The organism is Bacillus paranthracis, from assembly GCF_001883995.1.
Classification (GTDB): domain Bacteria; phylum Bacillota; class Bacilli; order Bacillales; family Bacillaceae_G; genus Bacillus_A; species Bacillus_A paranthracis.
This window is the reverse complement of record NZ_MACE01000049.1, coordinates 544948-569144: the sequence shown is the minus strand read 5'-3', so window position 1 is coordinate 569144 and position 24197 is coordinate 544948. Positions and strand designations below refer to the sequence as shown.

Annotated in this window: 22 protein-coding genes and 4 pseudogenes; 22 read left to right on the top strand and 4 right to left on the bottom strand. The window is 32.8% G+C overall.

Annotated features, from left to right (window positions below; genetic code table 11):
• The first annotated feature begins 96 nt into the window (after positions 1–96).
• The 4 genes from BAQ46_RS19955 to BAQ46_RS19940 all read left to right on the top strand — a co-directional run bounded on the left by BAQ46_RS19955 (position 97) and on the right by BAQ46_RS19940 (position 3755).
• Complete coding sequence (locus BAQ46_RS19955) at positions 97–1278, top strand: NupC/NupG family nucleoside CNT transporter (protein WP_000876184.1); 1182 nt, start codon at positions 97–99, stop codon at positions 1276–1278.
• A 36-nt stretch (positions 1279–1314) separates the two neighbouring features.
• Positions 1315–2616 (top strand): pyrimidine-nucleoside phosphorylase, encoded by a 1302-nt coding sequence (locus BAQ46_RS19950; protein ID WP_071742572.1) that lies wholly within the window; start codon positions 1315–1317, stop codon positions 2614–2616.
• Between the two features lie 33 nt (positions 2617–2649).
• The gene (locus BAQ46_RS19945) at positions 2650–3045 is read left to right on the top strand and encodes a cytidine deaminase (RefSeq protein WP_000358536.1); all 396 of its coding nucleotides are present in this window, start codon (positions 2650–2652) and stop codon (positions 3043–3045) included.
• A 230-nt stretch (positions 3046–3275) separates the two neighbouring features.
• Entirely contained in the window at positions 3276–3755 is a 480-nt protein-coding gene (locus tag BAQ46_RS19940) for a CcdC family protein (protein WP_000561052.1), read from the top strand.
• A 47-nt stretch (positions 3756–3802) separates the two neighbouring features.
• Here the strand turns inward: BAQ46_RS19940 and BAQ46_RS19935 are convergent, their stop codons facing one another.
• A complete protein-coding gene (locus tag BAQ46_RS19935; protein ID WP_000789783.1) occupies positions 3803–4033 on the bottom strand; it encodes a DUF896 domain-containing protein in 231 nt (76 codons plus the stop codon).
• Positions 4034–4221: 188 nt separating this feature from the next.
• Between BAQ46_RS19935 and BAQ46_RS19930 the strand changes: the two genes are divergently transcribed.
• Positions 4222–5505 carry an aminopeptidase P family protein gene (locus BAQ46_RS19930; RefSeq protein WP_071742570.1) on the top strand — a complete coding sequence of 428 codons (1284 nt, stop codon included), beginning with the start codon at positions 4222–4224 and terminating at the stop codon, positions 5503–5505.
• A gap of 97 nt (positions 5506–5602) precedes the next feature.
• On the opposite strand, the gene BAQ46_RS19925 is transcribed toward BAQ46_RS19930, so the two are convergent.
• Together BAQ46_RS19925 and BAQ46_RS19920 are read right to left on the bottom strand one after the other, a co-directional pair.
• Positions 5603–6238 (bottom strand): pentapeptide repeat-containing protein, encoded by a 636-nt coding sequence (locus tag BAQ46_RS19925; RefSeq protein WP_000687263.1) that lies wholly within the window; start codon positions 6236–6238, stop codon positions 5603–5605.
• Positions 6239–6519: 281 nt separating this feature from the next.
• A complete protein-coding gene (locus BAQ46_RS19920) occupies positions 6520–7065 on the bottom strand; it encodes a hypothetical protein (protein WP_000458505.1) in 546 nt (181 codons plus the stop codon).
• A gap of 321 nt (positions 7066–7386) precedes the next feature.
• Between BAQ46_RS19920 and BAQ46_RS30155 the strand changes: the two are divergent.
• From BAQ46_RS30155 to BAQ46_RS19870, 13 genes and pseudogenes are all read left to right on the top strand, one after another.
• Positions 7387–7533, top strand: a pseudogene (locus BAQ46_RS30155) (DNA topoisomerase); the annotation flags it as partial.
• Between the two features lie 224 nt (positions 7534–7757).
• On the top strand, positions 7758–9626 hold the full coding sequence (locus BAQ46_RS19915) for a hypothetical protein (RefSeq protein ID WP_071742568.1): 1869 nt from the start codon (positions 7758–7760) through the stop codon (positions 9624–9626).
• Between the two features lie 15 nt (positions 9627–9641).
• Positions 9642–12347 (top strand): site-specific integrase, encoded by a 2706-nt coding sequence (locus tag BAQ46_RS19910; RefSeq protein ID WP_071742566.1) that lies wholly within the window; start codon positions 9642–9644, stop codon positions 12345–12347.
• 3 nt (positions 12348–12350) lie between these two features.
• Entirely contained in the window at positions 12351–14801 is a 2451-nt protein-coding gene (locus BAQ46_RS19905; RefSeq protein WP_071742565.1) for a tyrosine-type recombinase/integrase, read from the top strand.
• Complete coding sequence (locus BAQ46_RS19900; protein WP_071742563.1) at positions 14798–15613, top strand: hypothetical protein; 816 nt, start codon at positions 14798–14800, stop codon at positions 15611–15613. Before BAQ46_RS19905 ends, BAQ46_RS19900 begins: the two co-directional genes overlap by 4 nt.
• 58 nt (positions 15614–15671) lie before the next feature.
• The gene (locus BAQ46_RS30920; RefSeq protein ID WP_186292110.1) at positions 15672–16358 is read left to right on the top strand and encodes a reverse transcriptase domain-containing protein; all 687 of its coding nucleotides are present in this window, start codon (positions 15672–15674) and stop codon (positions 16356–16358) included.
• Positions 16292–16507 (top strand): group II intron maturase-specific domain-containing protein, encoded by a 216-nt coding sequence (locus BAQ46_RS31715; RefSeq protein WP_186292111.1) that lies wholly within the window; start codon positions 16292–16294, stop codon positions 16505–16507. The genes BAQ46_RS30920 and BAQ46_RS31715 overlap by 67 nt, the downstream gene beginning before the upstream one ends.
• 49 nt (positions 16508–16556) lie before the next feature.
• Positions 16557–16877, top strand: a complete 321-nt coding sequence (gene tnpA, locus BAQ46_RS19890; RefSeq protein ID WP_071742561.1) for an IS66 family insertion sequence element accessory protein TnpA — start codon at positions 16557–16559, stop codon at positions 16875–16877.
• Positions 16874–17251: an IS66 family insertion sequence element accessory protein TnpB gene (gene tnpB, locus BAQ46_RS19885; protein WP_071742559.1), complete on the top strand. Its 378-nt coding sequence runs from the start codon at positions 16874–16876 to the stop codon at positions 17249–17251. Before tnpA ends, tnpB begins: the two co-directional genes overlap by 4 nt.
• Positions 17252–17303: 52 nt before the next feature.
• Positions 17304–17456, top strand: a pseudogene (locus BAQ46_RS30910) (IS66 family transposase); the annotation flags it as partial.
• 254 nt (positions 17457–17710) lie between these two features.
• Positions 17711–19051, top strand: coding sequence for a phospholipase D family protein (locus BAQ46_RS19880; protein ID WP_071742557.1), 1341 nt, complete (start codon positions 17711–17713; stop codon positions 19049–19051).
• Between the two features lie 140 nt (positions 19052–19191).
• Entirely contained in the window at positions 19192–19842 is a 651-nt protein-coding gene (locus BAQ46_RS19875) for a hypothetical protein (RefSeq protein ID WP_071742555.1), read from the top strand.
• Positions 19843–19910: 68 nt separating this feature from the next.
• Positions 19911–21056, top strand: coding sequence for an AlbA family DNA-binding domain-containing protein (locus BAQ46_RS19870; RefSeq protein WP_071742553.1), 1146 nt, complete (start codon positions 19911–19913; stop codon positions 21054–21056).
• 89 nt (positions 21057–21145) lie between these two features.
• On the opposite strand, the pseudogene BAQ46_RS19865 reads toward BAQ46_RS19870, so the two are convergent.
• Positions 21146–21697 (bottom strand): annotated as a pseudogene (locus tag BAQ46_RS19865) (Tn3 family transposase); the annotation flags it as partial.
• 472 nt (positions 21698–22169) lie between these two features.
• On the opposite strand from BAQ46_RS19865, the pseudogene BAQ46_RS31120 reads away from it, so the two are divergent.
• From BAQ46_RS31120 to BAQ46_RS19845, 4 genes and pseudogenes are all read left to right on the top strand, one after another.
• Positions 22170–22398: pseudogene (locus tag BAQ46_RS31120) on the top strand (helix-turn-helix domain-containing protein); the annotation flags it as partial.
• A gap of 262 nt (positions 22399–22660) precedes the next feature.
• On the top strand, positions 22661–22861 hold the full coding sequence (locus tag BAQ46_RS19855) for a helix-turn-helix domain-containing protein (protein WP_071742549.1): 201 nt from the start codon (positions 22661–22663) through the stop codon (positions 22859–22861).
• Positions 22861–23661, top strand: a complete 801-nt coding sequence (locus BAQ46_RS19850) for a BrxA family protein (protein WP_071742547.1) — start codon at positions 22861–22863, stop codon at positions 23659–23661. The genes BAQ46_RS19855 and BAQ46_RS19850 overlap by 1 nt, the downstream gene beginning before the upstream one ends.
• Positions 23645–24193 carry a hypothetical protein gene (locus tag BAQ46_RS19845; protein WP_071742545.1) on the top strand — a complete coding sequence of 183 codons (549 nt, stop codon included), beginning with the start codon at positions 23645–23647 and terminating at the stop codon, positions 24191–24193. Before BAQ46_RS19850 ends, BAQ46_RS19845 begins: the two co-directional genes overlap by 17 nt.
• Positions 24194–24197 lie beyond the last annotated feature (4 nt).

Below are 24197 nucleotides of genomic sequence, written 5' to 3'. Positions count from 1 at the left end.
GAAGTCAAGGGCAATAGATACACAAAGTAAAGTGTATCTATTGCTTTAACAATTGAAAGAAATGTAAGCGGATACGAACACGGGAGGAGACGGCTTATGAAATACTTAATCGGTGTTTTTGGCCTCGTATTGATTTTAGGTATCGCTTGGCTTGCTAGTAATGATAGAAAGAAAGTCAAATATCGTCCAATCATAACGATGGTTATATTACAATTCATTTTGGGGTTTCTATTATTAAATACAAGTGTAGGGAATATATTAATTAGCGGAATAGCAGATGGTTTTGGAGAGCTATTAAAATATGCCGCTGACGGTGTAAATTTCGTATTTGGTGGATTAGTAAATCAAAAAGAGTTTTCATTCTTTTTAAGTGTATTAATGCCAATCGTATTTATATCAGCTTTAATCGGTATTTTGCAACATATTAAAGTGTTACCTATTATTGTGAAATCTATCGGTCTAGCATTAAGTAAAGTAAATGGAATGGGGAAACTAGAATCATATAACGCTGTTGCTTCTGCGATTTTAGGACAATCTGAAGTGTTTATTTCAGTTAAGAAACAATTAGGATTATTGCCAGAGAAAAGAATGTACACATTATGTGCATCTGCAATGTCTACCGTTTCCATGTCTATCGTTGGATCGTATATGGTGTTATTAAAACCGCAATATGTTGTAACCGCTTTAGTGCTTAACTTATTCGGGGGCTTTATTATTGCTTCTATTATTAATCCTTATGAAGTTACTGATGAAGAAGATATGTTAGAAGTACAAGAAGAAGAAAAAAAGACTTTCTTTGAAGTATTAGGGGAATACATTATTGATGGATTTAAAGTTGCGATTACAGTAGCAGCTATGTTAATTGGTTTCGTTGCTCTTATCGCATTCATTAATGCAGTATTTAAAGGTGTAATCGGTATTTCATTCCAAGAAATTCTCGGTTATGCATTTGCACCATTTGCATTTATTATGGGTGTACCTTGGCATGAAGCAGTTAATGCCGGAAATATTATGGCAACAAAATTAGTATCAAATGAATTTGTCGCTATGACAGATTTAGCACAAGGAAACTTTAATTTCTCAGATAGAACGACAGCGATTATATCTGTATTCTTAGTTTCATTTGCAAACTTCTCTTCAATTGGAATTATTGCAGGGGCAGTTAAGAGCTTAAATGAAAAGCAAGGGAATGTAGTCGCAAGATTTGGTTTGAAATTACTTTTCGGTGCAACATTAGTAAGCTTCTTATCAGCAACAATCGTAGGCTTATTATTTTAATAGATTCATATCATATAAAAAGGAATGGTGATTGTAATGAGAATGGTAGATATTATTGCGAAAAAACGTGACGGCAAAGAATTAACAACTGAAGAAATCAAATTCTTTATTAATGGTTATACAGACGGAAGTATACCTGATTATCAAGTAAGTGCACTTGCAATGGCAATCTTCTTTAAAGATATGACAGATCGCGAACGTGCAGATTTAACGATGGCAATGGTGAAGTCTGGAGAAACAATCGACTTATCTGCAATTGAAGGAATTAAAGTAGACAAACATTCAACTGGTGGTGTTGGTGATACAACAACATTAGTATTAGGGCCATTAGTAGCTGCTTTAGATGTACCAGTAGCAAAAATGTCTGGTCGTGGTTTAGGACATACGGGCGGAACAATTGATAAATTAGAAGCAGTAGAAGGATTCCACGTTGAAATTACGAAAGAGCAGTTCATTGATATTGTAAACCGTGACAAAGTAGCTGTTATCGGACAAACAGGAAACTTAACACCTGCAGATAAAAAGATTTATGCATTACGTGATGTAACAGGAACTGTTAACTCAATTCCTCTAATTGCAAGTTCAATTATGAGTAAAAAAATTGCAGCTGGAGCTGACGCAATCGTACTTGATGTAAAAACAGGTGCTGGCGCGTTTATGAAAACAGAAGAAGATGCAAAAGAATTAGCACATGCAATGGTACGTATCGGAAATAATGTAGGACGTCAAACTATGGCTGTTATTTCAGACATGTCACAACCGCTTGGATTTGCGATTGGTAATGCACTAGAAGTGAAAGAAGCAATTGATACATTAAAAGGTGAAGGTCCAGAAGATTTAACAGAATTAGTACTCGTATTAGGAAGTCAGATGGTTGTACTTGCGAAAAAAGCTAATACATTAGAAGAAGCGCGTGAAATGTTAATTGAAGTGATGAAGAACGGAAAAGCAACTGAGAAGTTTAAAGAATTCTTAAGCAATCAAGGCGGAGATAGCTCGATTGTAGACAATCCAGAAAAAATGCCACAAGCGAAATATGTAATTGATGTACCTGCTAAAACTTCAGGTGTTATTTCTAACATCGTTGCTGATGAAATTGGTATCGCAGCTATGCTACTTGGTGCTGGTCGTGCAACAAAAGAAGATGAAATCGATTTAGCAGTAGGATTAATGTTACGTAAAAAAGTGGGCGATGCAGTAAAAGAAGGCGAGCCATTCGTAACGATTTATGCAAATCGCGAAAATGTAGAAGATGTAAAAGCTAAAATTTATGAGAACATTTCTATCGCTGAAACAGCAGTCGCTCCTAAATTAGTTCATACAGTTATTACTGACTAATCATAATTACACTTACTTTGAGGGGGAAATAATATGGATAAGAAAAAATATATTGAAGAAGCAAATAAGATGTTGTCGAAAGCATATATTCCGTATTCAAAATTTCCTGTTGGGGCAGCATTAGTTACGAAAGAAGGTAAAATCTATACTGGTTGTAATATAGAAAATGCTTCTTATGGTTTATGTAACTGTGCAGAAAGAACAGCAATCTTTAAAGCAGTATCAGAAGGTGAGCGCGACTTTAGTTACTTAGTTATTACAGGAGAAACGGACGGACCGATTTCACCGTGTGGTGCTTGTAGACAAGTAATTGCTGAATTCTGTGATCCGAAAATGCCTGTATTACTAACGAATGTAAAAGGCGATGAAAAAGAAGTGACTGTTGAGCAATTACTTCCAGGTGCTTTTACAAATGACGATTTAAAATAAGTTAAAAGCCATTTTGCAATATTAATTGCAAAATGGCTTTTTTGTTTGAAAATTGAATGTAATATTTTGTTCATATTCCGTTCATAAACTTTGCGTAAAATGATTGCAGCGAATATGGAAAGTTTACAGCAGGAGGGATATAATGAAGAAATTCTATAATGGTGCTTGTAGTTACTTATTAATTTATGATTTTGCTCAAAAAGTCATTTAAATAGATAGGAGTGGAAAGTATGATAGCACTTTTATCAAGTATTGTAGCAGTCTGTATGGCTGTTGGTGTCATGTTTCTTCGCTTTAAAGCAGCGAAAAAACCGGTAACGAAAAAGAAAATTATATTGCCCCCATTTTTTATGAGTACTGGTGCTATGATGTACTTCTTACCAGCGTTTCGGTTAACGTCATTAGAAATAGTAGAAGCAATTACTGTAGGACTTATTTTCTCTATATTCCTTATTAAAACAACGAAGTTTGAAATAAGAAATGAACAAATATATATGAAACCGTCAAAAGCATTTATATTTATTTTAGTTGGATTATTAGCAGTGCGAGTAGTAATGAAATCGTATTTAAGTCAATCGATTGACTTAGCAGAGTTAAGTGGAATGTTTTTTTTACTCGCTTTTGCAATGATTGTATCGTGGAGAATTGCTATGTATCGCTCGTATGCTAAATTAGAAAAAACAATAAAAAGAGCTGGAATTTCTAAATAGGAAATCCAGCTCTTTTTATGTTTTATTGAAATTCTTTTGCGCGGAACTCATTTGCTTAATTTTAAACGTATTTGAGCATCTTGTAATGCGGCTGGTGTCACGTTAAGACCATTTTGATCAACAATTTTTGTGTTTAATAAAATGGAATCTAAGCTTCCACGAAATGTTTGTGTATAGTTTTGACGTAGCATTTGTTGTTCTTGTTTTTCATCAACTGTTAATCCAGTTGCTTTTTCTTTTTTTGATAATTCGTTAATACGGAATAAAATGTTTTTCATTTGTTTCACCTCTAGTTTAATTTAATTACATTAGTTGCTTACTAATGTATAGTTATTGTAACGTGTAATTTTAATTATGTCAACACCATCAAAAAAGGTTAAAAATTGACGAAAAATTGTAACAATAATAAAATGAATTGATTAGATAATTATTTTTTAATCATACATAGAACGCTAGGGGGATTATTATGAAATCAACATTTTTTGCTCAAAATAGAGAACGATTAGTAAACACATTACCAGATGAATCGATTACAATTTTATTTGCTGGTCAAGCACCTCATATGTCAGCGGATGCACATTATAAGTTTGTGCCGAATCGGAATTTTTATTATGTAACAGGAATCGATGAACCAAATGTTATTTTTATGCTGAAAAAGTTTGGGAATTGTGTAGAAGAGACACTTTTCATTGAAAAATCAGATCCAGTAATGGAAAAATGGGTCGGTAAAACAGTTTCTAAAGAAGAAGCAGAGAAAATTTCTGGTATAAAGAAAGTTGTATATTTAGATAGTTTTGAGAAGACAATGTCAAATATACTCTTCACAGAAAATGTGAAGCATCTATATTTAGATTTAGAGCGTCGTGAGTGGAATGGTACAGAGACAAAAACGCTAGCATTTGCTAAACATGTAAGAGAACAATATCCACACGTAACAATTGGTAATGTATATCCGAATATTTGTGAATTGCGAGTGTTTAAAACAGAAGAAGAAATTGAAATTATGAAAGAAGCGATTGCTGTAACGAAAGACGGTATTTACAATGTACTTAAGCATGCAAAAACAGACATAATGGAATATGAATTAGAAGCTCAGTTTGATTTCACACTGAAGTCATCTGGCATTAAGCATCATGCGTTCAATACAATTTTGGCAAGTGGGAAAAATGCTACAGTTCTTCATTATGAAGATAATGATGCGCAAATTCAAAATGGTGATTTAGTATTACTAGATTTAGGCGCTCAAAAAGACTACTATAACGCTGATATTAGTTATACATTCCCGGCAAATGGAACATTCTCTAGTCGCCAAAAACAAATTTATAATATTGTATTAAAAGCATTAAAAGAAACAACAGAGATTATTAAGCCAGGCTTAAAGTTCGCTGCATTAAATGAGCATGCTAAAAAAGTACTTGCAGAAGGGTGTAAAGCGGTTGGTTTAATTCAAGAAGATGAAGAGTTATCAAAATATTATTATCATGGTGTCAGCCATTTCCTTGGTTTAGATACGCATGATGTAGGGACATACAAAGATAGAGTATTAGAAGAAGGCATGGTTATTACAATTGAACCTGGTCTTTATATTGAAGAAGAATCAATTGGCATTCGTATTGAAGATGATATTCTTGTAACGAAAGACGGACATGAAAACTTGTCAAAAGATATCATTAGAGAAGTTGAAGAGATTGAAGCGTTTATGAGTGTAAATAATGAACATGTCAAAGGAAAACAAGCTGTAGTTAAATAATAAGAAAGTCATCGCTAATTTATTTGAACTTTATCTCGAATCGTGGACAATTAAAAAATCCATGATTCGGGATAGGGTTCTTTTTATCTTCGAAATACTAATCTTTAATTATTAATCCTAATAAAGTCGCAAACTGAACAGCTTGATATGTAGATACTTTACATCCCCTTAAATCGCTCACTGAAACTGTCAGAGTATTAAAATTAGAAGAACTAATATCGATCCCCTTCAGTGATGTCTGGTCAAAATTAGCTTCGTCAAGGCTACATAATTGGAACTCAACTTTTTTTAGTTTACAGTCAAAAAAATCTGCACTATTTAATGAAGTTTCATTAAATACAATCTTTTCTAGTTTAGAATTTCCAAATGCAGCTAAGTTCAAAATAGAATTCTCAAATTTAACATTTCCTAAGCTAGATTCTGCAAAATTAACCCCGATTAATTTACTGTTTTTAAATTCGACTCTGTGAACAGAAGAATTGCTTAAATTAACATTTGATAAATCACAGTTTTCAAAACAAACATCTGTAATATCAATATTGCTAAAGTCTGTATTCGTGAACTTACAATTCTTTATCACGGCATCATATAATCGTACTCTATCCACAGATTCATTTTCGAAAGTGGAATCGATAATTTCACACATTTCTAGTGTAGGATCTTCTTCATAAAAAATATCTTGAAAATTTTTTGAAGATAACTCTGGTGAAATTTTTGGTCTATCAATTTTCATGGTATATCAATCCTCTTCTATTTGATATATAAGTGTAATTTAGGTTTAGTGAATCCCCGAAAGGAACATTAGTTCTTATTATACACAATCATACGTTTTTTTGTGAAGAGGATTTTGGCTACCTTTTTCTAATTTAATAATCACAGTGTTATTGTTTCTTAAGAAATAAAGCCCTAATAAATAAGAGAACTGCTAATACATTCGTTACAGAGAAATCCTCTTGCATACCTAAAAGTATCGCTTCTTCTAAGGTTTCTGATTTAATAATTTTGTTTTAAGTGTTAGTGCATATGTTGTTTATACTCGTGTGAAGTTGAAGGAGTAAAATCGGGGAATGTTATGAATACCGAAACAATAATTACAACACTAATTGAAAGCAATAACAAAAAGCATCGGTGGATCACAGTAGAAAACCTTTCTGATAAAATTTGAATTATAAATGACATAGTAATCGTTATAGTAAATAAAAGGCTGATAAACAGTATACTATGAGCTTGTTGCGCATTTAGCATTTCTGTAATCATTGCCCCCATCATACTTGCCATTACCCCAGAGAACATTCCTTCTAAAGCAGTATATAGATGAAAACGTAGACCAACTAAAAAGCCGATACAACCACTAATTAAAATCGCAAGCAAAGTAGAATATAGCAATTCTCCTTTAAATAGAATACCTAAATAAAAACCTATACTTAAACCGATACTCATACTAAAAGACATAATAAATACCATATACTCCATTAGGGTACCACTACGTTTCGAAATATATGATGTAATAATAATTGAGATACAGCAAAGCATTAAGGCAGTTAATGTATAAGCAAACATCATGATACCTCCCTGTCCTATCATTCACTTCATCATATGTTCATATAGAGAGTACTTATGCTTATTTATATCTGCATATTATCTGCACAATTTCATAAATGAAAGCAAGGTGGCGTTTGATTTTTTTACGTGTGAACATGTGAAAGAAAGTGTTATATAATGAGTTTCTATTGTGAAGCAATAAAGAATAAGCGTATAATATTATAGTTATCCCATTACTCGGGACAACCCGCGAATGATAAATAAGATTGTTGTTTTATCATCGCTTCTAAACAGATAGACAATGAAAGTAACAGTGGAATACAGATAGGGAGTTATAAAATGAAATTAATTATTGCCGAGAAACCAGATCAAGGTTTGGCTCTTGTTTCACAGTTTAAATATCGCCGGAAAGATGGATATTTAGAAGTAGAAGCGAATGAGTTATTTCCAAATGGAGCGTACTGTACATGGGCAATTGGTCATTTGATTAATACACTATTTTAAAAATAACAATAAAACTTAGACACTTATTATTAAGTTAGGATCTATCAGAATAGATAAAATGATAGGCCTTTATTTATTTGAAAATTAAATTTATTTTGATTATTGTTTTTTTATATGTTATGAATAGTAATGTGAATGAATTCTACGCTAACTTAATCTGGTGGAAGTTGGATATTAATAATGGAGGATAAGAGAAGAGGTATGACATGAAAGAGATTAATTACTTAAGAAAGAGTGCTAGGAAGGTTAATGGTATGTATTATGTAGAAAGCGGCCATGGGATAAATAAAACATTTCAAGAAGATGAAAATGGGGTGTGGATTATTTTTCATCCTAATCATTATATAGTTAAACCAGCACTAGATTATTTGAGGTATAGATTGAAGGGTGGGATAAGTAAGACACAATTAAAAAAAGAGACAGATGCTATATGTCACTATTACAATTATTGTAGATTATGCGGTGTAGATATAGAAAAGGAGTTAACTAATACAGCACTTAATGGATTTATAAAATATTTAAGTGTAATTCCCAAAAGGATGTTTAAGCGGGTACGTATTCATCCTTCTGAGATTGAATTTCTACCTATTCATCCTTATATTACTGATGATGAGAAAATAATAAAACAAATTTACAATGAGTGGTACAATGAATGGTTGTATTCAGAAGAAAAAGGAAATGTAAGTGCCTTATACAACCCACGTATTACAAAGTTTAAAGAAGACAAACAATTATGGAGTTTTAATATTAAATATATTGAAGCAACTGTAAAGTATGTACTAGAATATTTAAATTGGCTAAGTGCTACACAGGAATGGTGGCATAGATATAAAATAATTAACCCTGAGGTCACCCGAAGATCAATTGAGTATAATCCTCGAAGTAGAAAAGAATATGTAACTTGGGATGTTAATCATAGAATAAAAAAGATAGCCGATGTAGAAGATTCTATGGTAAATCAGAGAAGAAAGAGAGTTTTTTATGAAACAGAATTAAAAAGATTTTTTGAATCCTATATGTTACAAAGTCATTCACAAAGAAAATTATTTTTTATTTTCTTATTGTTATCTGGTGCTCGTGTATCAGAATGTCTTAATTTACTAATTAAAAATGTAAAAGTTTCAATTCCCCGAAAAAATAAGTATCAACCATTCTCTGAAGAAACTATAGTTCATTGGGAAGATATGTTTGATGAACCGCAGAATGATGAAGACATTGATATACTCCTTAATAAATATCTTAATTTCACACTACGTTTTGCTAAAAGATCACTTTATGAATCTGCTAGGAGAAAAAATAAGACGAAGACACCAAGGATTACAGTATTAAAGGATTATTTTTCTCTTCCAGATTTATTAGATATTAAGTGTAAGAGCATCTTTATTACACAGGAAGATATAGAGAAAACATTTGAAAAAGAGCTAATTTTAGAAAGTAGAGAAAAAGCCCCAGCAGAATTTATAAAAGATATAATGGTTTACCACTATGAACAGAAGCGTAAGGGAATCTCAATATTTGATCCAGAGTATTCGTCAATCTATAGTTATAGAATTCAGAAAATTAGAAAATTAATTGATCGATCTTGGTTAGGAAATTTAATAAGACAATATTTAATAGAGAGACATTTGTTATTTGAAAAACACATTAATAATCAAATAAATAGAGATTATTTTTTTATAAATTTAAAAAATAATAAATGTAATCCTATTGAACCACAAACTGTAGAAATTCATTGGTTTGATAAGATTTGTAGTTCTATTGAGCCTAAAATAGTAAGGGATTTATATATACCCAATCGAGTTTTGCAACATGCCAAAAAGAAAGGATTGAGTGTACATTCCTTTCGGCATACCTATATTTCAGCTCGGATAACATTAGAAACAAAAAGTTGTATATATAATGATGCATTAATGAAACGAGAAATTGGACATGTTCCTACATCCACTGTAGCAGCAACGACATATTTTTTCTCAAATGGTGAAGTAATTAAGGAAGCTCAAACTAAGCTTTTTAATTATATGCGAGAGAATATTAATGAAGTAATTTTTTATGAACAAAGTAAGAAAGATGAATAGGAAAGAGGTGAAAATATGTTATTTAAGGACATTAAAGATAAGTTGATAAAAGATAAAAAGGAAATATTGGATATGGCTACGGAAATGGGAGTCAATAAAGAAACTTTTTATAGAATACTGAGAATCCATACACCTATGATATATCAAGGGCAAAATGGCTGGATAGCTAATGGGGAAATGGAAGGTGATACTAATATAACTGTACTGTACTGGTTAGGAAAAAAGATATTGAAGCCAATTAGAAAGATACAGTGGGGAGTTTCAAATAATTTGATTTCCAGAGCAGAGGTTATTGAAATAATAAATCAGATAGAAAAATATAAGGGGGCAGATTATATAAAATTAAATGCTACTCATAAATACCGTATAGCTGTATATATAACAGAATGTTTAGATCATGTTTTAGATTCGTTACTAGTAACAAAGAAAATGGTGGAAGCTAGTATTAAGGGGAAGGATGATTTTAAACCGCACATGACAATGTGTATTAATACTATCGGATTTTGTATAGCTTTAAAACATAATATCAAAATTCAAATGAATACTTCTATTGGTACTTTTAAAAAATTTTATTATAATTCTATCACTACAACTACTAATAAAACGAAAAGTTTAAAAACATTAGATAGCTTAAATATCAATTGCTATGTAAAAGTTATACTATCTTACACTAAAAATACAGATTCAATTGAAAAAGAACTAATATCTTTAATTAATGAGAAAAAGAAATTTACGTTATTAAAACGTACGAATAATTTATATTATTTTGTCATTGTTCTCCTTCTAAATGCTGGAGGTGAAATTAGAAATGATTGGGAGAAAATAGAGTTTAAAGATCTTGATATAAGGAAGTTGTTGGGCATTAAACACTCTGAACTATCAAAAAATAATGACGTAGTAGCTTTGAATTATATATATTATCAAAAGTTGGGGATTGAAGGGGGATTACAAGGAATTAATTCTTATGATCAAGAAATTTTGCTATTAGAGGATGAAATAGTATATGTATTTAAATCGTATAAAAACTATTTGATTATGAACCGAAGAGGAATAAATGCATACCAAAAAGCTCAAGAATTATTGAAACATAAGCCTAAAGATCTTAAAAAAATTGAATACTTAACAGTTGGAAATTTAAAAAGATGGATTGATTGTTATCTAGAATATGCAACCGTTAAGGGGCTAAAAAAACAAACAGCATGGAGAAGAGTAAACTATTTTTGTACGATTTTGCAAGAATTAAAAACAACATTTGAAACGGGGGCTTTTTTACAATTGATTGTAAACTTCCCTTTTCAAAATCATGAAATTAGATCAGAGAACAAGACTTATCGTTGGAATAATAATCTAAATAGATCAGTGAATACTGCCGATCAAACATTGAATGTGATGGAATATAGTATTAAAAAGCAAGGAGATATGAATGAAGAAATAAGAAAGGGTACATTGAAACATGATATTGCTGAAGTAGATCAATTAGTAAGAGCTATTTATAACTATAACATTCAAGAAGAACCAGGAACTATCAAGTATTTTAATGAATTACAAATGACAACTATGCTAAGGGTTATTGCAGATAGCGGTGTTCGGGTTAGTGAGGTTATCAATGCCCCGTATGGTGCATTATCATACTTAAAAGAAGAGGATGTTCACATTTGTGTGCTGGGCTGGTCAAAGTTATTTGAAAGGTTTGGTGTCGTACCCATTGGAAAAGAAACGGCTAAAATGATAGAGAAATGTATGGAAATACGAAGAGAATATCAATATAGTCTAATAGCACTGCCGATTTTAGATAGGACAAAAGGAAAGATAAAGTCACAAGCTGAGTATGTTTTACAGTTTGTACATATACATCCAAGGCATAAGAAAGTAACGTATATTAGCGAACAAACCCTAACGAGACATCTAGATAAAATTTGTAAACAAGCTAATGTATCTCGACAACCTGGAGAGAGATTTCATGCTTTACGACATAGAAGTGCAGAGTATTTTTTCTTTTGTATGAGCTATTATGATTTTGAATATAGAGACGACTATGAATATAAAGAAATGGTAGTTAAGAGATTACTGAGGCATAGAAGTAATTTAATGACAAAGGAATATAATTGGTCTGCACTACTAGATTTATTAACAGAAGGTAAATTAATTTTTATGAAAAGTTTACCTGATGTTATGCGATATTCGAATGTAGATGCGAAAATGCATACACATTCGATAAAAGAAAAAATAAAAAGAGATTTGGAAGTGGACTTGACTAATCCAAATATTGATAAAGTGATTAAAGTGCTTACTTTACCTTATGGTATTATAGGTGATGATATCTTAGAGAAATTATCTAGTAATAAATCATTTAAAAACATCTTAGATTATTTACCACATGTAGATGGAAATAAAGGACTTGTTCCAGAGGGAGCAGCATATTTTGGTATGTGTATTAACTTTAGTTGCCCTAAATTGAAAGAAAATATTACGTGTGTAAGTTGTGCGGATCATATTTTACAAGACAAAGATGTTCCTATGATGATTGATGAAATTCTCAGATGTAATGAAACAATTCAAGGGATTTATAAACTACATTCTGGGGATATTCGAGCAATAGACCACTTAAAATCTTTACGCAGTAGAATTACTTCTTTATCAGAACGATTAACAAAAGAACTTAATTACACGCCAACTCAAATATTGGAAATGCTTGCAAAGAAAAGAAAAGGGGAGGTGTGAAAATTGGGGAAAGTCATAAAAAAGGAGTTTGTAAAATCAGAGCTTCCTAAACGTAAACGTTGTGCTGGATTACTAACGATTGAAGAGTATAAAATTCTAAGAAAACATTTTGGGTTTGTGTCTAGTTCATTTGTTCCAAATATTAATTTATGTTTTGAGTCATGGGTCAAAGATGGACTCATCAATCCATTAATACTAACTTCGGTTGAAAGTGAAACTATTATTTCTTCGTATTCAAAAGGAAAAAAGAAGTTGTTTTTGGATTATATTTTGTTAAATATGATTTTCGATAGAATTGATATAAATAGAGAGTTTATTGAAAAATACATATATACCGAAGGGTTTATTGGGGTGGGGAGGTTTGAAGCATTATGCTATCTGTACGACTTATTAAAGCCAAGTGAACTTCCTGATATTAATTATATTAAGGAAAACAAAAACAAATGGTTTATTATATCTATTGTAATCTTTTATAAGTGGGATGCATTAGATGAGGAGACTATCGTTGTACAACTACTTTATTATTACAGGCTTCATTCAAATCGAGCAAGAAATTTAGGGAAACGATTTAATGAATTCACACAGCTGTTTTACCCGGTTTTTAAGGAACATAACTTGATAAGTGAAAAAGATAACGTTATAGAGTATTTATCTAAAAGGTGGGCTAATAAACCTATTGATATAGTGGAAGATGTAAGGATTTTTTTTAATAATAAAATGGGGAGCTATACTAACACGGAATTTTATGATGTGTGTACGAAATTTATAGAAGAGTGTCTATTTAAAAAAATATATGATTCTAAGAAAATAAAAGTAAAAATCACTCATTGGTCTCAACTTACAAGGATTTGTGTTGAACACAACATTACAAAAATTAGTGAGGTAAATGTTCAACATAGAGACTTTTTTGCACTGGTGAATAGTTCTCAAGCGCATGGGAAATTTCAGTCTATAAGAGATATTTTAAAGTTCTATAATGATGTGTTGTTTGAAGGGTATGATAATCAAAAGATTATTTCTCTATTTTCTTCAAGTAAATTACCTAGAAAGCCCATAAATGTAAATCATACAGGAATTATGGAAACTGGAATTAAAGCTTTAATTTCTTCAGTAGGAAGTGAAATTATTCAGTCAAGATTAAATAGGTTTTCGAAAATGAAAGAATCTGAAAAAATACATTTTATACATGTACGTCTTATTTGGCTCATCATGTTAACTGGAGCAAGGGTTGGAGAAATATGTAATTTGAAGCTTGATGATGTAAAAAGATCATTTGATTATAAGGAACCTTATATTTTGATTAAAACCTTAAAAGGGAATAATGATAGAGCATTTGAATTACATAGGGGAGAAAAAATTGGAGAAAATCGTTATGAGTTTGATTTAATACATTTTGAGATAATCAAGGAATCAATAGAAGCTGCTGAAAATATGTATCATGGTTTAGAGATGAAGGATAGATTTTTATTTCCTAATAGAAAGAACGGGAAAACCGATAAGACTTCAGTTTATAACAGACTAATAGAAATTCAAATAAAAAATGGGATAGTGTGTGGTTCCCATTACGATATTTTGAATAGAGAGCTATATGAAGGAATGCCATACTTACAAAGGAATTTGAAAAAAAGAAAGGCTTTATTTGTTACACATGATCTTAGACACGCAAAGATAAATTGGTTATTATTACATGGTGGTCTAAATAAATATGAAATTCAAGATTATATAGGACATAGGAATATAAATAGTCAGGACGAGTATCAAAAATCGACAGCAATGATGTTCAAAGTAGCAAAAATGATGGAAGAACATAGTCATTATGGGGCAAAAAATGAATTAGTTACTTCTAATTATCAAGTGATTGATAAGGAAGTTAATAGAAAAGAGTATGTCCTCTTAAAAGATATTGATGAATACTTAAGTGAGTTTGAAAAAAGGCATGATCGGATAGAGATAAGAGATGCAGAGGCCTATATTGATAAAAATACAGCTTGTGAAGTAATTATTTCTTGTTCAGCAACTGGTATTTCGTGTTTAGGGTGTAAGGATTTTAGAGCTGGACAGTATAGTGAGGAAAAGATAGACAATATATCTAGGATATTAGTAGAGCAAATAAAAGCGATTGATTATCAAATCAATAATATCAATAGATTTAAACGGAGCATGATATCCAAAAGAGGTAAAGTGATTTTGGAAAATGCTCTATTAAGCCTTGTGAGTCGTTTTGAAAGTATTGAAGCAGCTAAAGGGATAACACTTATTTCGAATAAAACGGGTTTTGGTATGGAAGAAGCTCGGGCAGATAAATTTACTTATCATCTAATGCTCAAGCATAGACAGAGTGATTTAGATAAAGAAATTATAAAACATATTAAGGGATTAAAAAAGAATGGGGAATTTGAAGATATTAATCTTTTATTATATCGCTCAAAAATAAACAGGGTGGTGTTTAAATGAATAATAAAAATGATTTACTTCGGAGAGAAAAAGAAGAAGGGATTAGGGCTGCCATTCGCCATTTAGATGGAAAAGGAATTCTGAATATTTCTAATAAAATGATATCGGATACAACAAGAGACTTATTTCCAAATGATTCGAACAAGCAAATAGCTGTTAATACATTGTCAAAAAAAGAGTACTATAAGTCTAATCTTCAGAAATGGATTGAAGAAGAAAGTGGATTGAAACTCAAAAAAATGGAAGAGGTTCGTAAAAAAGCTCTAGAAATTCGTAAAAAATTAGTTATGCAAAATTATAAAAAGATCGAACAGTCTGTGGATGAGATTGTTGATTCAATAATAAAAGGAAATTTGAAATGTGAAAAAATGTCAAAAATATTTCTTACAGACTTACTAATAAAAAAGAAGGAACAAAAAGGATTTAAAATAAGTAAAGCTACTTTGTCGTTGGAGACTTACAATTCTATTTATGAACGTGCTGTAAAGCGTTTAAATACAAGTTCGCTATTAACTAATGCAGATGATTCTGAAGAGGTTGTCTCTGTTAAAGAGTTGGCACATTTAAGGAGAGAAAATAAAAGGTTAAAAAAAGTAAATAAAAATTTAATAAGTGGTTTATTTCATATTAATAATGAAGAGATAAATGATGCTTTTTTTTTAGTAGGTGATGGAAATACCTTAACACAAACAACCATTGATAAAGATTTATTATATAGTTATTTAAATTTGTTTAAAAAGAAATTGCCAAAAGATATTAATGCTTATAGTTTTATGAAGGAAATAGTAGAATATTGTAAAAAACAAAAGTGAAATTAGGAGCACGCTTTTTAAGCTAGGTATTCCAACTATTAGTGGTAGAATTGCCTAAATGGTAGTTCGTATGAATTTTGAGCCACTTGTTGAACCGATATTCTGTGCTGATTCTTATGGATATAGACCTAATCGCTCTGCCATTGATGCAGTGGGAATAACTCGAAAAAGATGTTGGGAAATGGCATGGTTAATTGAATTTGATATCAAAGGGTTATTTGACAACATTGACCACGAGCTGATGATGAAAGCTGTCCATAGGCACACTAACAATAATTGGATAATTCTCTATATTGAACGATTCTTAAAGGCTCCAATATTAATGCCTGACGGAACGATAAGAGAACGAAATTCTGGAACACCGCAAGGTGGTGTTATAAGCCCTGTACTTGCGAATCTCTTTTTACACTATGTATTTGACCGATGGATGGAAATAAAACATCCATCGAACCCTTGGGCAAGGTATGCCGATGATGCAGTGATACATTGTCAAACCAAAGAGGAAGCAGAAAGACTCTTAGAAAAGCTCCAAGGAAGAATGATGTCATGTGAGTTAGAGCTACATCCAGAAAAGACGAAAGTCGTCTACTGTAGAAGTGATAATTTTTCAAAACGACATGAGCATGAATCGTTTGGCTTTTTAGGCTACACATTTCGAAGGAGATGGGCCAAGAGTAAATATGGAACATTCTTGCAGTTAGTAAAAGTGCTGGACAAGACCTTAAAGATAAAATCCGCGAGATAAGAAAGTGGAATAAACTATACTCATTAGAGGAACTAGCAGACATTATGAATCCAATCTTACGTGGTTGGGCAAATTACTTTATAAAATTCTGTGCAAGTGAGGCAAGAAAGATACGTAAGCGTCAAATAATCCTCACCTGCCATTTGTAAATAGCCCATGAGATAATCTCCTTACATACTACATGTGGAGGTTTTTTTTATGGAAAAACATCTATTAGAAAAAGAATGGAAAGCTTATATTCAAGACTATAAAAACAGTGGGTTATCAAAAGTTGCTTGGTGTAAAAAACAGAACCTACCGGCTCATCGGCTTCATTATTGGTTGAAAAAATTATCACCTCAAACGGAAGATCAGAATAAAAATGAGCGTGTGAATTGGATTTCTATGAATGTCCCTTTCGTAGAAGAAAAAATACGTGCCACCATTCGAATTCATATGAAAGAAGCAACCATTGAACTGGATGTGCCCTTTACTCCACAGGTGCTCCTACAAGTGATGCAGACGGTGAAACAACAATGATATCAGAAGTAGCGATTGAAAAAGTATATCTTGCACAAGGGGCAACAGATTTACGTAAATCGATTGATGGGCTAGCGGCTATTGTAAAAGAAGAATTTGAGTTAGACCCCTTTTCTTCTTTTTTATTTGTTATTTGTTATTTGTTATTTGTTTTTTGTAATCGCTCACGCGATAAACTAAAAATTCTTGTTTGGGAACATTATGGTTTCTGGTTGCACTATCGCAGATTGGAAAAGAGAACGTTTTATTGGCCAACTGGGCATCCAAGTGTACCACTTACCATATCAAGACGACAATTGAGATGGCTTCTTGCTGGGTTTGCTTTTCAACAAAAACAAGGGCATCAAGCTGTACATGCGAGAACCATTCTATAAAAAATCATATATGAAAAAGGAATTTGAATGATTTTGTCGAATGGATTTATCTATGAAAACAACACCTTCACATTCAAGCCAACCCACAATTGAATCACTTCAAGTTCAAGTAGAGGAACTCACGGCAAAAGTGAGATGGTATGAAGAACAATTTCGTCTTAGCCAACAAAAACGGTTTGGTACGTCTAGCGAAAAAACACCTAATAATCAACTCTATTTGATTGAAAGGAAGCTCAAACATGTCAAGCCTACCGAGCGATATAAGCAGAGAGTTGAAAGAAGCAGGCCCATTCTGGACCTTTTTCAGCATGGCTTCATGAACAGAAAGATCGTATTTTACCAAAAAGTACACTAGGCAAAACCATCACTTATTGTTTGAATCAGTAGTAAAATACACTAAGTTAATATGATGATATTAAAGTAATTTTAGACACTATTTTTTGATAATGGAGTGGTTAAATGAGTACATACTTTTGGAGACAGCATACTTTTTGGGATGATATCGAATATGAAGTGGTGAAAAATAAGCCAAAAAAGATCGTCATTTCAAGTGCATATTTATCACCAACAGGTATTGAATATCTAAGGGAATTGTGCAAAGAGATTAATCTTAAAAGGGATGACATCATTGTCTACTGTAGTATTGATTTTAATGACACAAAGCCAGCTGACATCTTAGAAGTAATGTGCTCATTTTCCAAAGCCTTTTTGGTCGTGGATCCTTTTCTGCATAGTAAGATTTATGAATTTCATTGTGAAGATAATGTAGTCTTTTACCATGGTTCTGCGAACCTGACCGAAGGTGGTATCTCTCGCAACTTTGAATGCATGTCAAAAGATGTTTTAGAGCATTCGCCAATATGTGATTTCTGGGAGCATCTTTCAGTTAATTGTATTGAAGTAACTGAAGAAGTAATAGCTCTTTACCAATCACATCAAAAAACGCTTCCTTCAAAAATTCAAAAGAATAATGAAACACTTCAGAGAGATCTTGAAAATATCAAAGAAAAACAATACAAAATGAAAACATATCCTGATTTGAGTGGGTTTTATTTTGATGTTGATGATTATATTACTGTTTCAAAGGAATGGTATAAGGCTTCTAACTCTGCGTCAATTAAGAGAAGAAAAGTGATTCAAGATAAGTTGTTAGCCCTTCATAAAGAAATAGAACCGATGGTTAAAAAATGGGATTTGCACCCGCATTATCACAAGGATTATATTGCGAGTGGAATTATCCCCTCTGTCTTTAATCATTGGCGTGTAGGGGCAATATGGGTCAGATATGGCAAGCACAAGGGCGAGTTAAATCCTTATGGAAGTGTAGTGCGAAAAAATAGGAGGGGGAATAAAGATCCGATTGAACAATTCCACAAACATGCATGTTTTCAGATTTCCTTCGTTTCTAATGGAATTGATTTGGGGATGTTTCATGGCACGGCGCATGATGGAATTGATCGTTATCATGTCCGTGAAAAATGGAATGAAATTAAAGATGACATCTCTGGGAACTATAACAGCCTCGTTGGAAATAAACTTATATGGCATTTTTATGATGCTAAAAACGATACGTCTAAGTACCGCTTTGAAATAGATAAAGGGACCCCGAATGAGTTCCTTGACTTTTATAATAAATACGATGAAGATGGACTCGAAAGTTTTTGTATGTGCCATTTTGAATTAGATGATGAGAGAATTAAAACAAGAGGAAGCATCCTTAAAGAAGCAATGAAACTATATGAGGTATTGATGCCTTTATACAAAGCAATGACTTTTAGAATACCAAGTTCTATGCGATAAAATTTTTGGCCACTAAATATATAAGCCTACGTTATCTAGTTTACCTGGAACACAAATAAAAAAGGATACGATTACAAAGACTTTTTTATAATCCATAGATAACATAATTAAGCAATAAGCTCATTGGGGAGGGTAAGAAGATGGTCACGTATACAGTTTTAGAAACAATGCCAAGCCTTTCAAGTCCAGAAAAAGCAATTTCCTATAAGAACCAATGTATCAGTGAAGGCATGTTTGCTCATGTCTCATTAGATTGGGTTAAACCTTTAGCTGATTGGATTGGAGATAAAAAGTGTTTAGAGGTTTTAGCTGGAAGAGGTTTTTTGGCTAAAGCATTATCGGAACAAGGTGTTACAGTCATTGCTTCAGATGATTACTCTTTATTTGAGAGTGATGATTGCCAAGAAGCAGGGACGCGAAAAAAGTTGAACATAAGTAAGAATCTTAAGCCTGTCTTTGATATTAAAAAGGAAGACGCATTAACCGCCATAAGAAATTATGGTAAGGATAGTAGTGTCTTAATTATATCTTGGCCATACGAGGGGCCCATGGCTGCAGCAATTGTTGAAGAATTTTATAAGGTTGTGTCAGATCCAGATAATGCTGGGGTTATTTATATTGGTGAATTTGGGCGTGAATCCAGGACAGCTAACGATACTTTCTTTGAAATGATGGAATGGGAAGAGGATGATGATGATTTTGAAGAGGCATCATCAAACTACACTCCGTTTGTCTATAATAAAGATTCATTGAATCTTGGAATTTTAAATAAGGATTTTCGAAGAAGGTAGTCTTAGAGTTAGGGTGTTAATTGAAAAAAACCTGTAAATAGAATCTCACTGAAAAGAAGGGTTAAAAAATGAAAATTTTTAATAAATCACCTCAATCAATTCAGGAGGAAGATATACAAGAATTAATTGATGGAAAAGTTATTGAAAATAAAAGAATTGAATATAAAAAAGAGTTGCCAGGACAAGGAGATAAGGATAAAGTCGAATTTGGGCGTGATGTTTCTTCATTTGCGAATGCTTCTGGTGGTTATATTATTTATGGGGTAGAAACTAATGATTCCGGCGAACCTGTAGGGTTTAGTCCTCTGCAAGTGAATGTAGACCAAGAAATCCTAAGGCTAGAGTCTATGATAAGAAGTAAAATAGAACCAAGAATTCCAGGAGTAACTACGGTACCAATAAACGTAGAAAAAGACGTATTAATCGTAATCTATATTCCTAATAGTTGGATATCTCCACATGCAACGAAGCTCACAAACGAACGGTTTGAAATTTATTCTAGAACTTCAAACGGAAAATATCCACTTGATTATAATGAGATAAGATCAACATTTGTAGCTTCTGAAAGAACCTTTGATAGGATTAGGGGTTTTCGCACTTCGAGAATCGGAAACGTAATTGCAAATGAGATGCCAATAACTTTAGAGGATAACCCTAAAATTATTTTACATAGTGTACCAATTTCTGCATATAGCTCTAGTAATGTAGTTGACTTGTCGCTCCTTCCTGAAAATTCCGTATATTTGGAACCAATAGGAGGTGGTATATCAGACTTAAGATATAACTTCGATGGCTATGTTACTTACTATAATAATAGTAATAAAGTATGTAATGATTCATACTTACAGGTATTTAGAGATGGAAGTATTGAATCAGTAAATGCTTCTATAATAAAAAAAGACAAACAAAATTTTAGAATTAACACTATTGAAAGAGAACTTATCTCAACTGTACAGCGTTATATAGAAATTCATAAGTTATTACAAACTGAACTACCTTTCGTATTAATGGTAAGTTTAATTAATGTTAAAGGATTTACCATTAAAGACTCCAGTCCTATTGAGAGGGATTTTTTAATTGTTCCAGAAATTATTGTCGAGTCCTTTGATATAGATATATCTCAGACAATTAAACCGATCTTCGATACAATATGGAATGCGACTGGATGGGCGTATTCCGCGAATTACGAAAGTGGCCGTTGGATACCTAGTTAAGTTTGATTTATATACGGGGTACCGTCAGAGAAATGCGGATTTACAACGCTAAGCCCATTTTTCTGACGATTCCCCCGTTTTTAACAACGTTAAGAAAGTTTTAGTGGTCTTAAAGAATATAATGAGATCAATTTATCCGAATTAAAATGGTATTCTCCTAACAAATTAATATGTTCCCAGCCTAAAGGTGACATATGGTGTAATAAGTCCTCATTAAAACTACCTGTCCGTTTCTGATATTCAACTGCTTTTGTTAGATGTAGAGTATTCCAGATACTAATGGCATTGATAATTATATTTAAAGTACTGGCTCTTTGAAGCTGATGCTGTATGGTTCTTTCCCTAACCTCTCCTTGTTTTCCAAAGGAAATAGCTCTTGCCAGTCCATTCATGGCTTCTCCTTTATTCAATCCTCTTTGTATTTTTCTTCTCAGAGATTCATCCGAAATGTAATTAAGAATAAAGATCGTTTTTTCTATTGGCCCCATTTCTCGTAAGGCTGTAGCTAAGCTGTTTTGTCTTGAGTAAGAACCTAATTTCCCCATAATAAGGGATGCTGAGACTGTTCCTTCTCTTATTGAATGGGCTAATCGCAAAACATCCTCATAATTATCTTCAATGACCTTTGTATTGATTTGTCCAATGGATGCTACTCAATTCCATTGTTCTTTTGTATCTTACGATATAAGGGGTACCGCCAGCGTTCTAATATAAAAACCATGCTAAGAAAAAGAAGGCTTGATATAAAAGGGTTTCTAGCGTAACAAAAAGGATTGTGATAAATAATGTTACGAATTATTTTTGATACAGTATTTTGTTACAGCTAAATTGGCTAAATAAAGGCTAACGCTTCTTGAAACCAATGTTGTAACAAAAGCGTTCGTTTTTGATAATGTGATTAAGCCTTATTGCCGTTCTTGTTCCATTACTACACAGACCTCGTATTCCAAATGTGTTCCGTAAACAAAATCTAATGTATCCGATTTGAAAAGTTAACGGAAGATCTGTTCTGTAATGAATTTACACATGAATAATAGCCACTCAAAAAGTGACCGTCTTGTAACGAAGATCTTTATAAAAATCTCTCTTGTTTTGAGTGGCCCCAAAAAGAAGGAATTCTTTCCCTATCCCATTCAAGATCGTTCTGTGGCTGGTCGCGCGGCTGCAAGGGCAAGAGGACGGATTAGGTGGAAGGCCAGAAAAGTTAGACAACAAGGAATTAGAGATGTTTAGAACCCTTACAGCGAACGGAACACCTATTAAGGATATTGCGAAAATGTGGGGAATTTCTCGTACCATGGTTTATCGTTACTTAGAAAACAGAAGTAGGCAGAACTTGTGAAGAAACTCTGTCAATTCCGAGATAAAATTGATAATTGGACATAATCTATGAAGTACTGTAAGGCTTAAGATTGGTTGATCTCAGGAAAATAGGGTTAACATCAGTGTCATCGGCACTATTCGACAATAATTAACTTGATTTGGGTCTACAATCAGTTATATTATAAGGATATATTAGGGGGATTACGTTCGAATTCAGATGTACTTCACTCCTGGCATCTGGAGTTAATGCAATAACCTCATGAATAAGAGAGGACGAGACTATGGAAGAACGATGGCTTACAGTCGATGACATTTGCAAATATCTCAGTGTGAGCAACGAGACTGTTTACAAGTGGATCGAGCAACGGGAAATGCCAGGCCACCGGGTAGGACGCCGTTGGATGTTTAAACAAAACGAGGTAGATAAATGGGTTCGCTCTGGTGGTGCAGCTGACAACCCGAAAAGGATGAACAATAATTAATGGAAGATTTTAATAACACAAGAGAACTTGGCGTATATGATACCGCAATAAACGTTATTGGTGGGCTGAGGGATATAACGGTCATTTTCAAGGCCATAGATTCACATTTCAGTCAATCCGATTCACTAGAAGAACTCGTTAATCAGCGGAATGAATTTAATCTGCGTACTGAAAAAAGCCGAACAAGGATTGAACGCGAGATAAGAAAAGGATTTTTGCAGTTTAAGAACGAGGATCATCAGGAGCTCATTAAGGGGATTTTTAGCGAACGCGTGCCACTACGGGACAAAGAGTTGATTCTGGTTTGGCAGTTTGCTTTGAACAATAGATTATTTCGAGAAATCACATCAAGGGTTTTTGTGAAAACTTTTTACTCGGGACGCACCAGCATCTCCAAGGATGATATTGGCGCCTATCTAAAAGAATTTCTTCTGCAAAATGAATCACAGCAGATCAGTTGGTCAGAAAACACAATTAACACGCTTTCGACCAAATACCTCAATTTGATGAGTAAGTTCGGTTTTCTAAGCTCCGAGAGGGTAAAGTCATACAAGCATATACGTCCATCTTCGGAAGCGCAAGTGCTCTTTCTTTACTTTGCAAAATTATTCTCTCCTAGCACTAGTAATATCTTGACTAATGAGCTGCTTCCTATCAGCTTTATTTCTTCAGAAGATATTCAGAACCGGCTTAAAAAGCTCTCTTTGAAAGGCTTCTTTAATATGAATTTCAACGGTGTTGCTTTGAACATCGAATTAACCCAAAGCTATAAAGGAGTATGTGATGTCTTATATAACTGATCATCAACAAAAATTTACAGACTTGAAATTTCATATAGCAAACCAAGATCAGCTTCGGCGGCAGGCAAATGGCGGGAACAGTATCTTGTTCTCATACCCGCCTGATGAAGAACAGTTGTATATAGAAAAGTCGAAAGAACTATATACTGATAAGGCTGTATTTATTGATGTCAGCAAGCTACTGGTTCAATTCATTGATGAGGATGGTTGGGAATCATTTAAAGAGTATTATAGTGACTTTAAGAATACTCCCCACCTAATCTTTCGTTCTGATGATCCTACAATTGATCTATTTGACCTGATTGTTGGCGAAATTGAGAAAGCTTGTCAGAATGACAAGATTCCCATTCTAATAAGAACCGGTTGTCTCTTTGGTACAGGAATCGAGAATGTAAATATCATGGAGAATAAGACCGTTATGAATCTGCCTCATCCTCTTCTGATATTTTATCCATCAAAAATTGAGAATGACAACATTTACTTTTTGAACTTCAAACATGCATCAAAATATCGTTGCATGTTGGTGAAATGAGGAG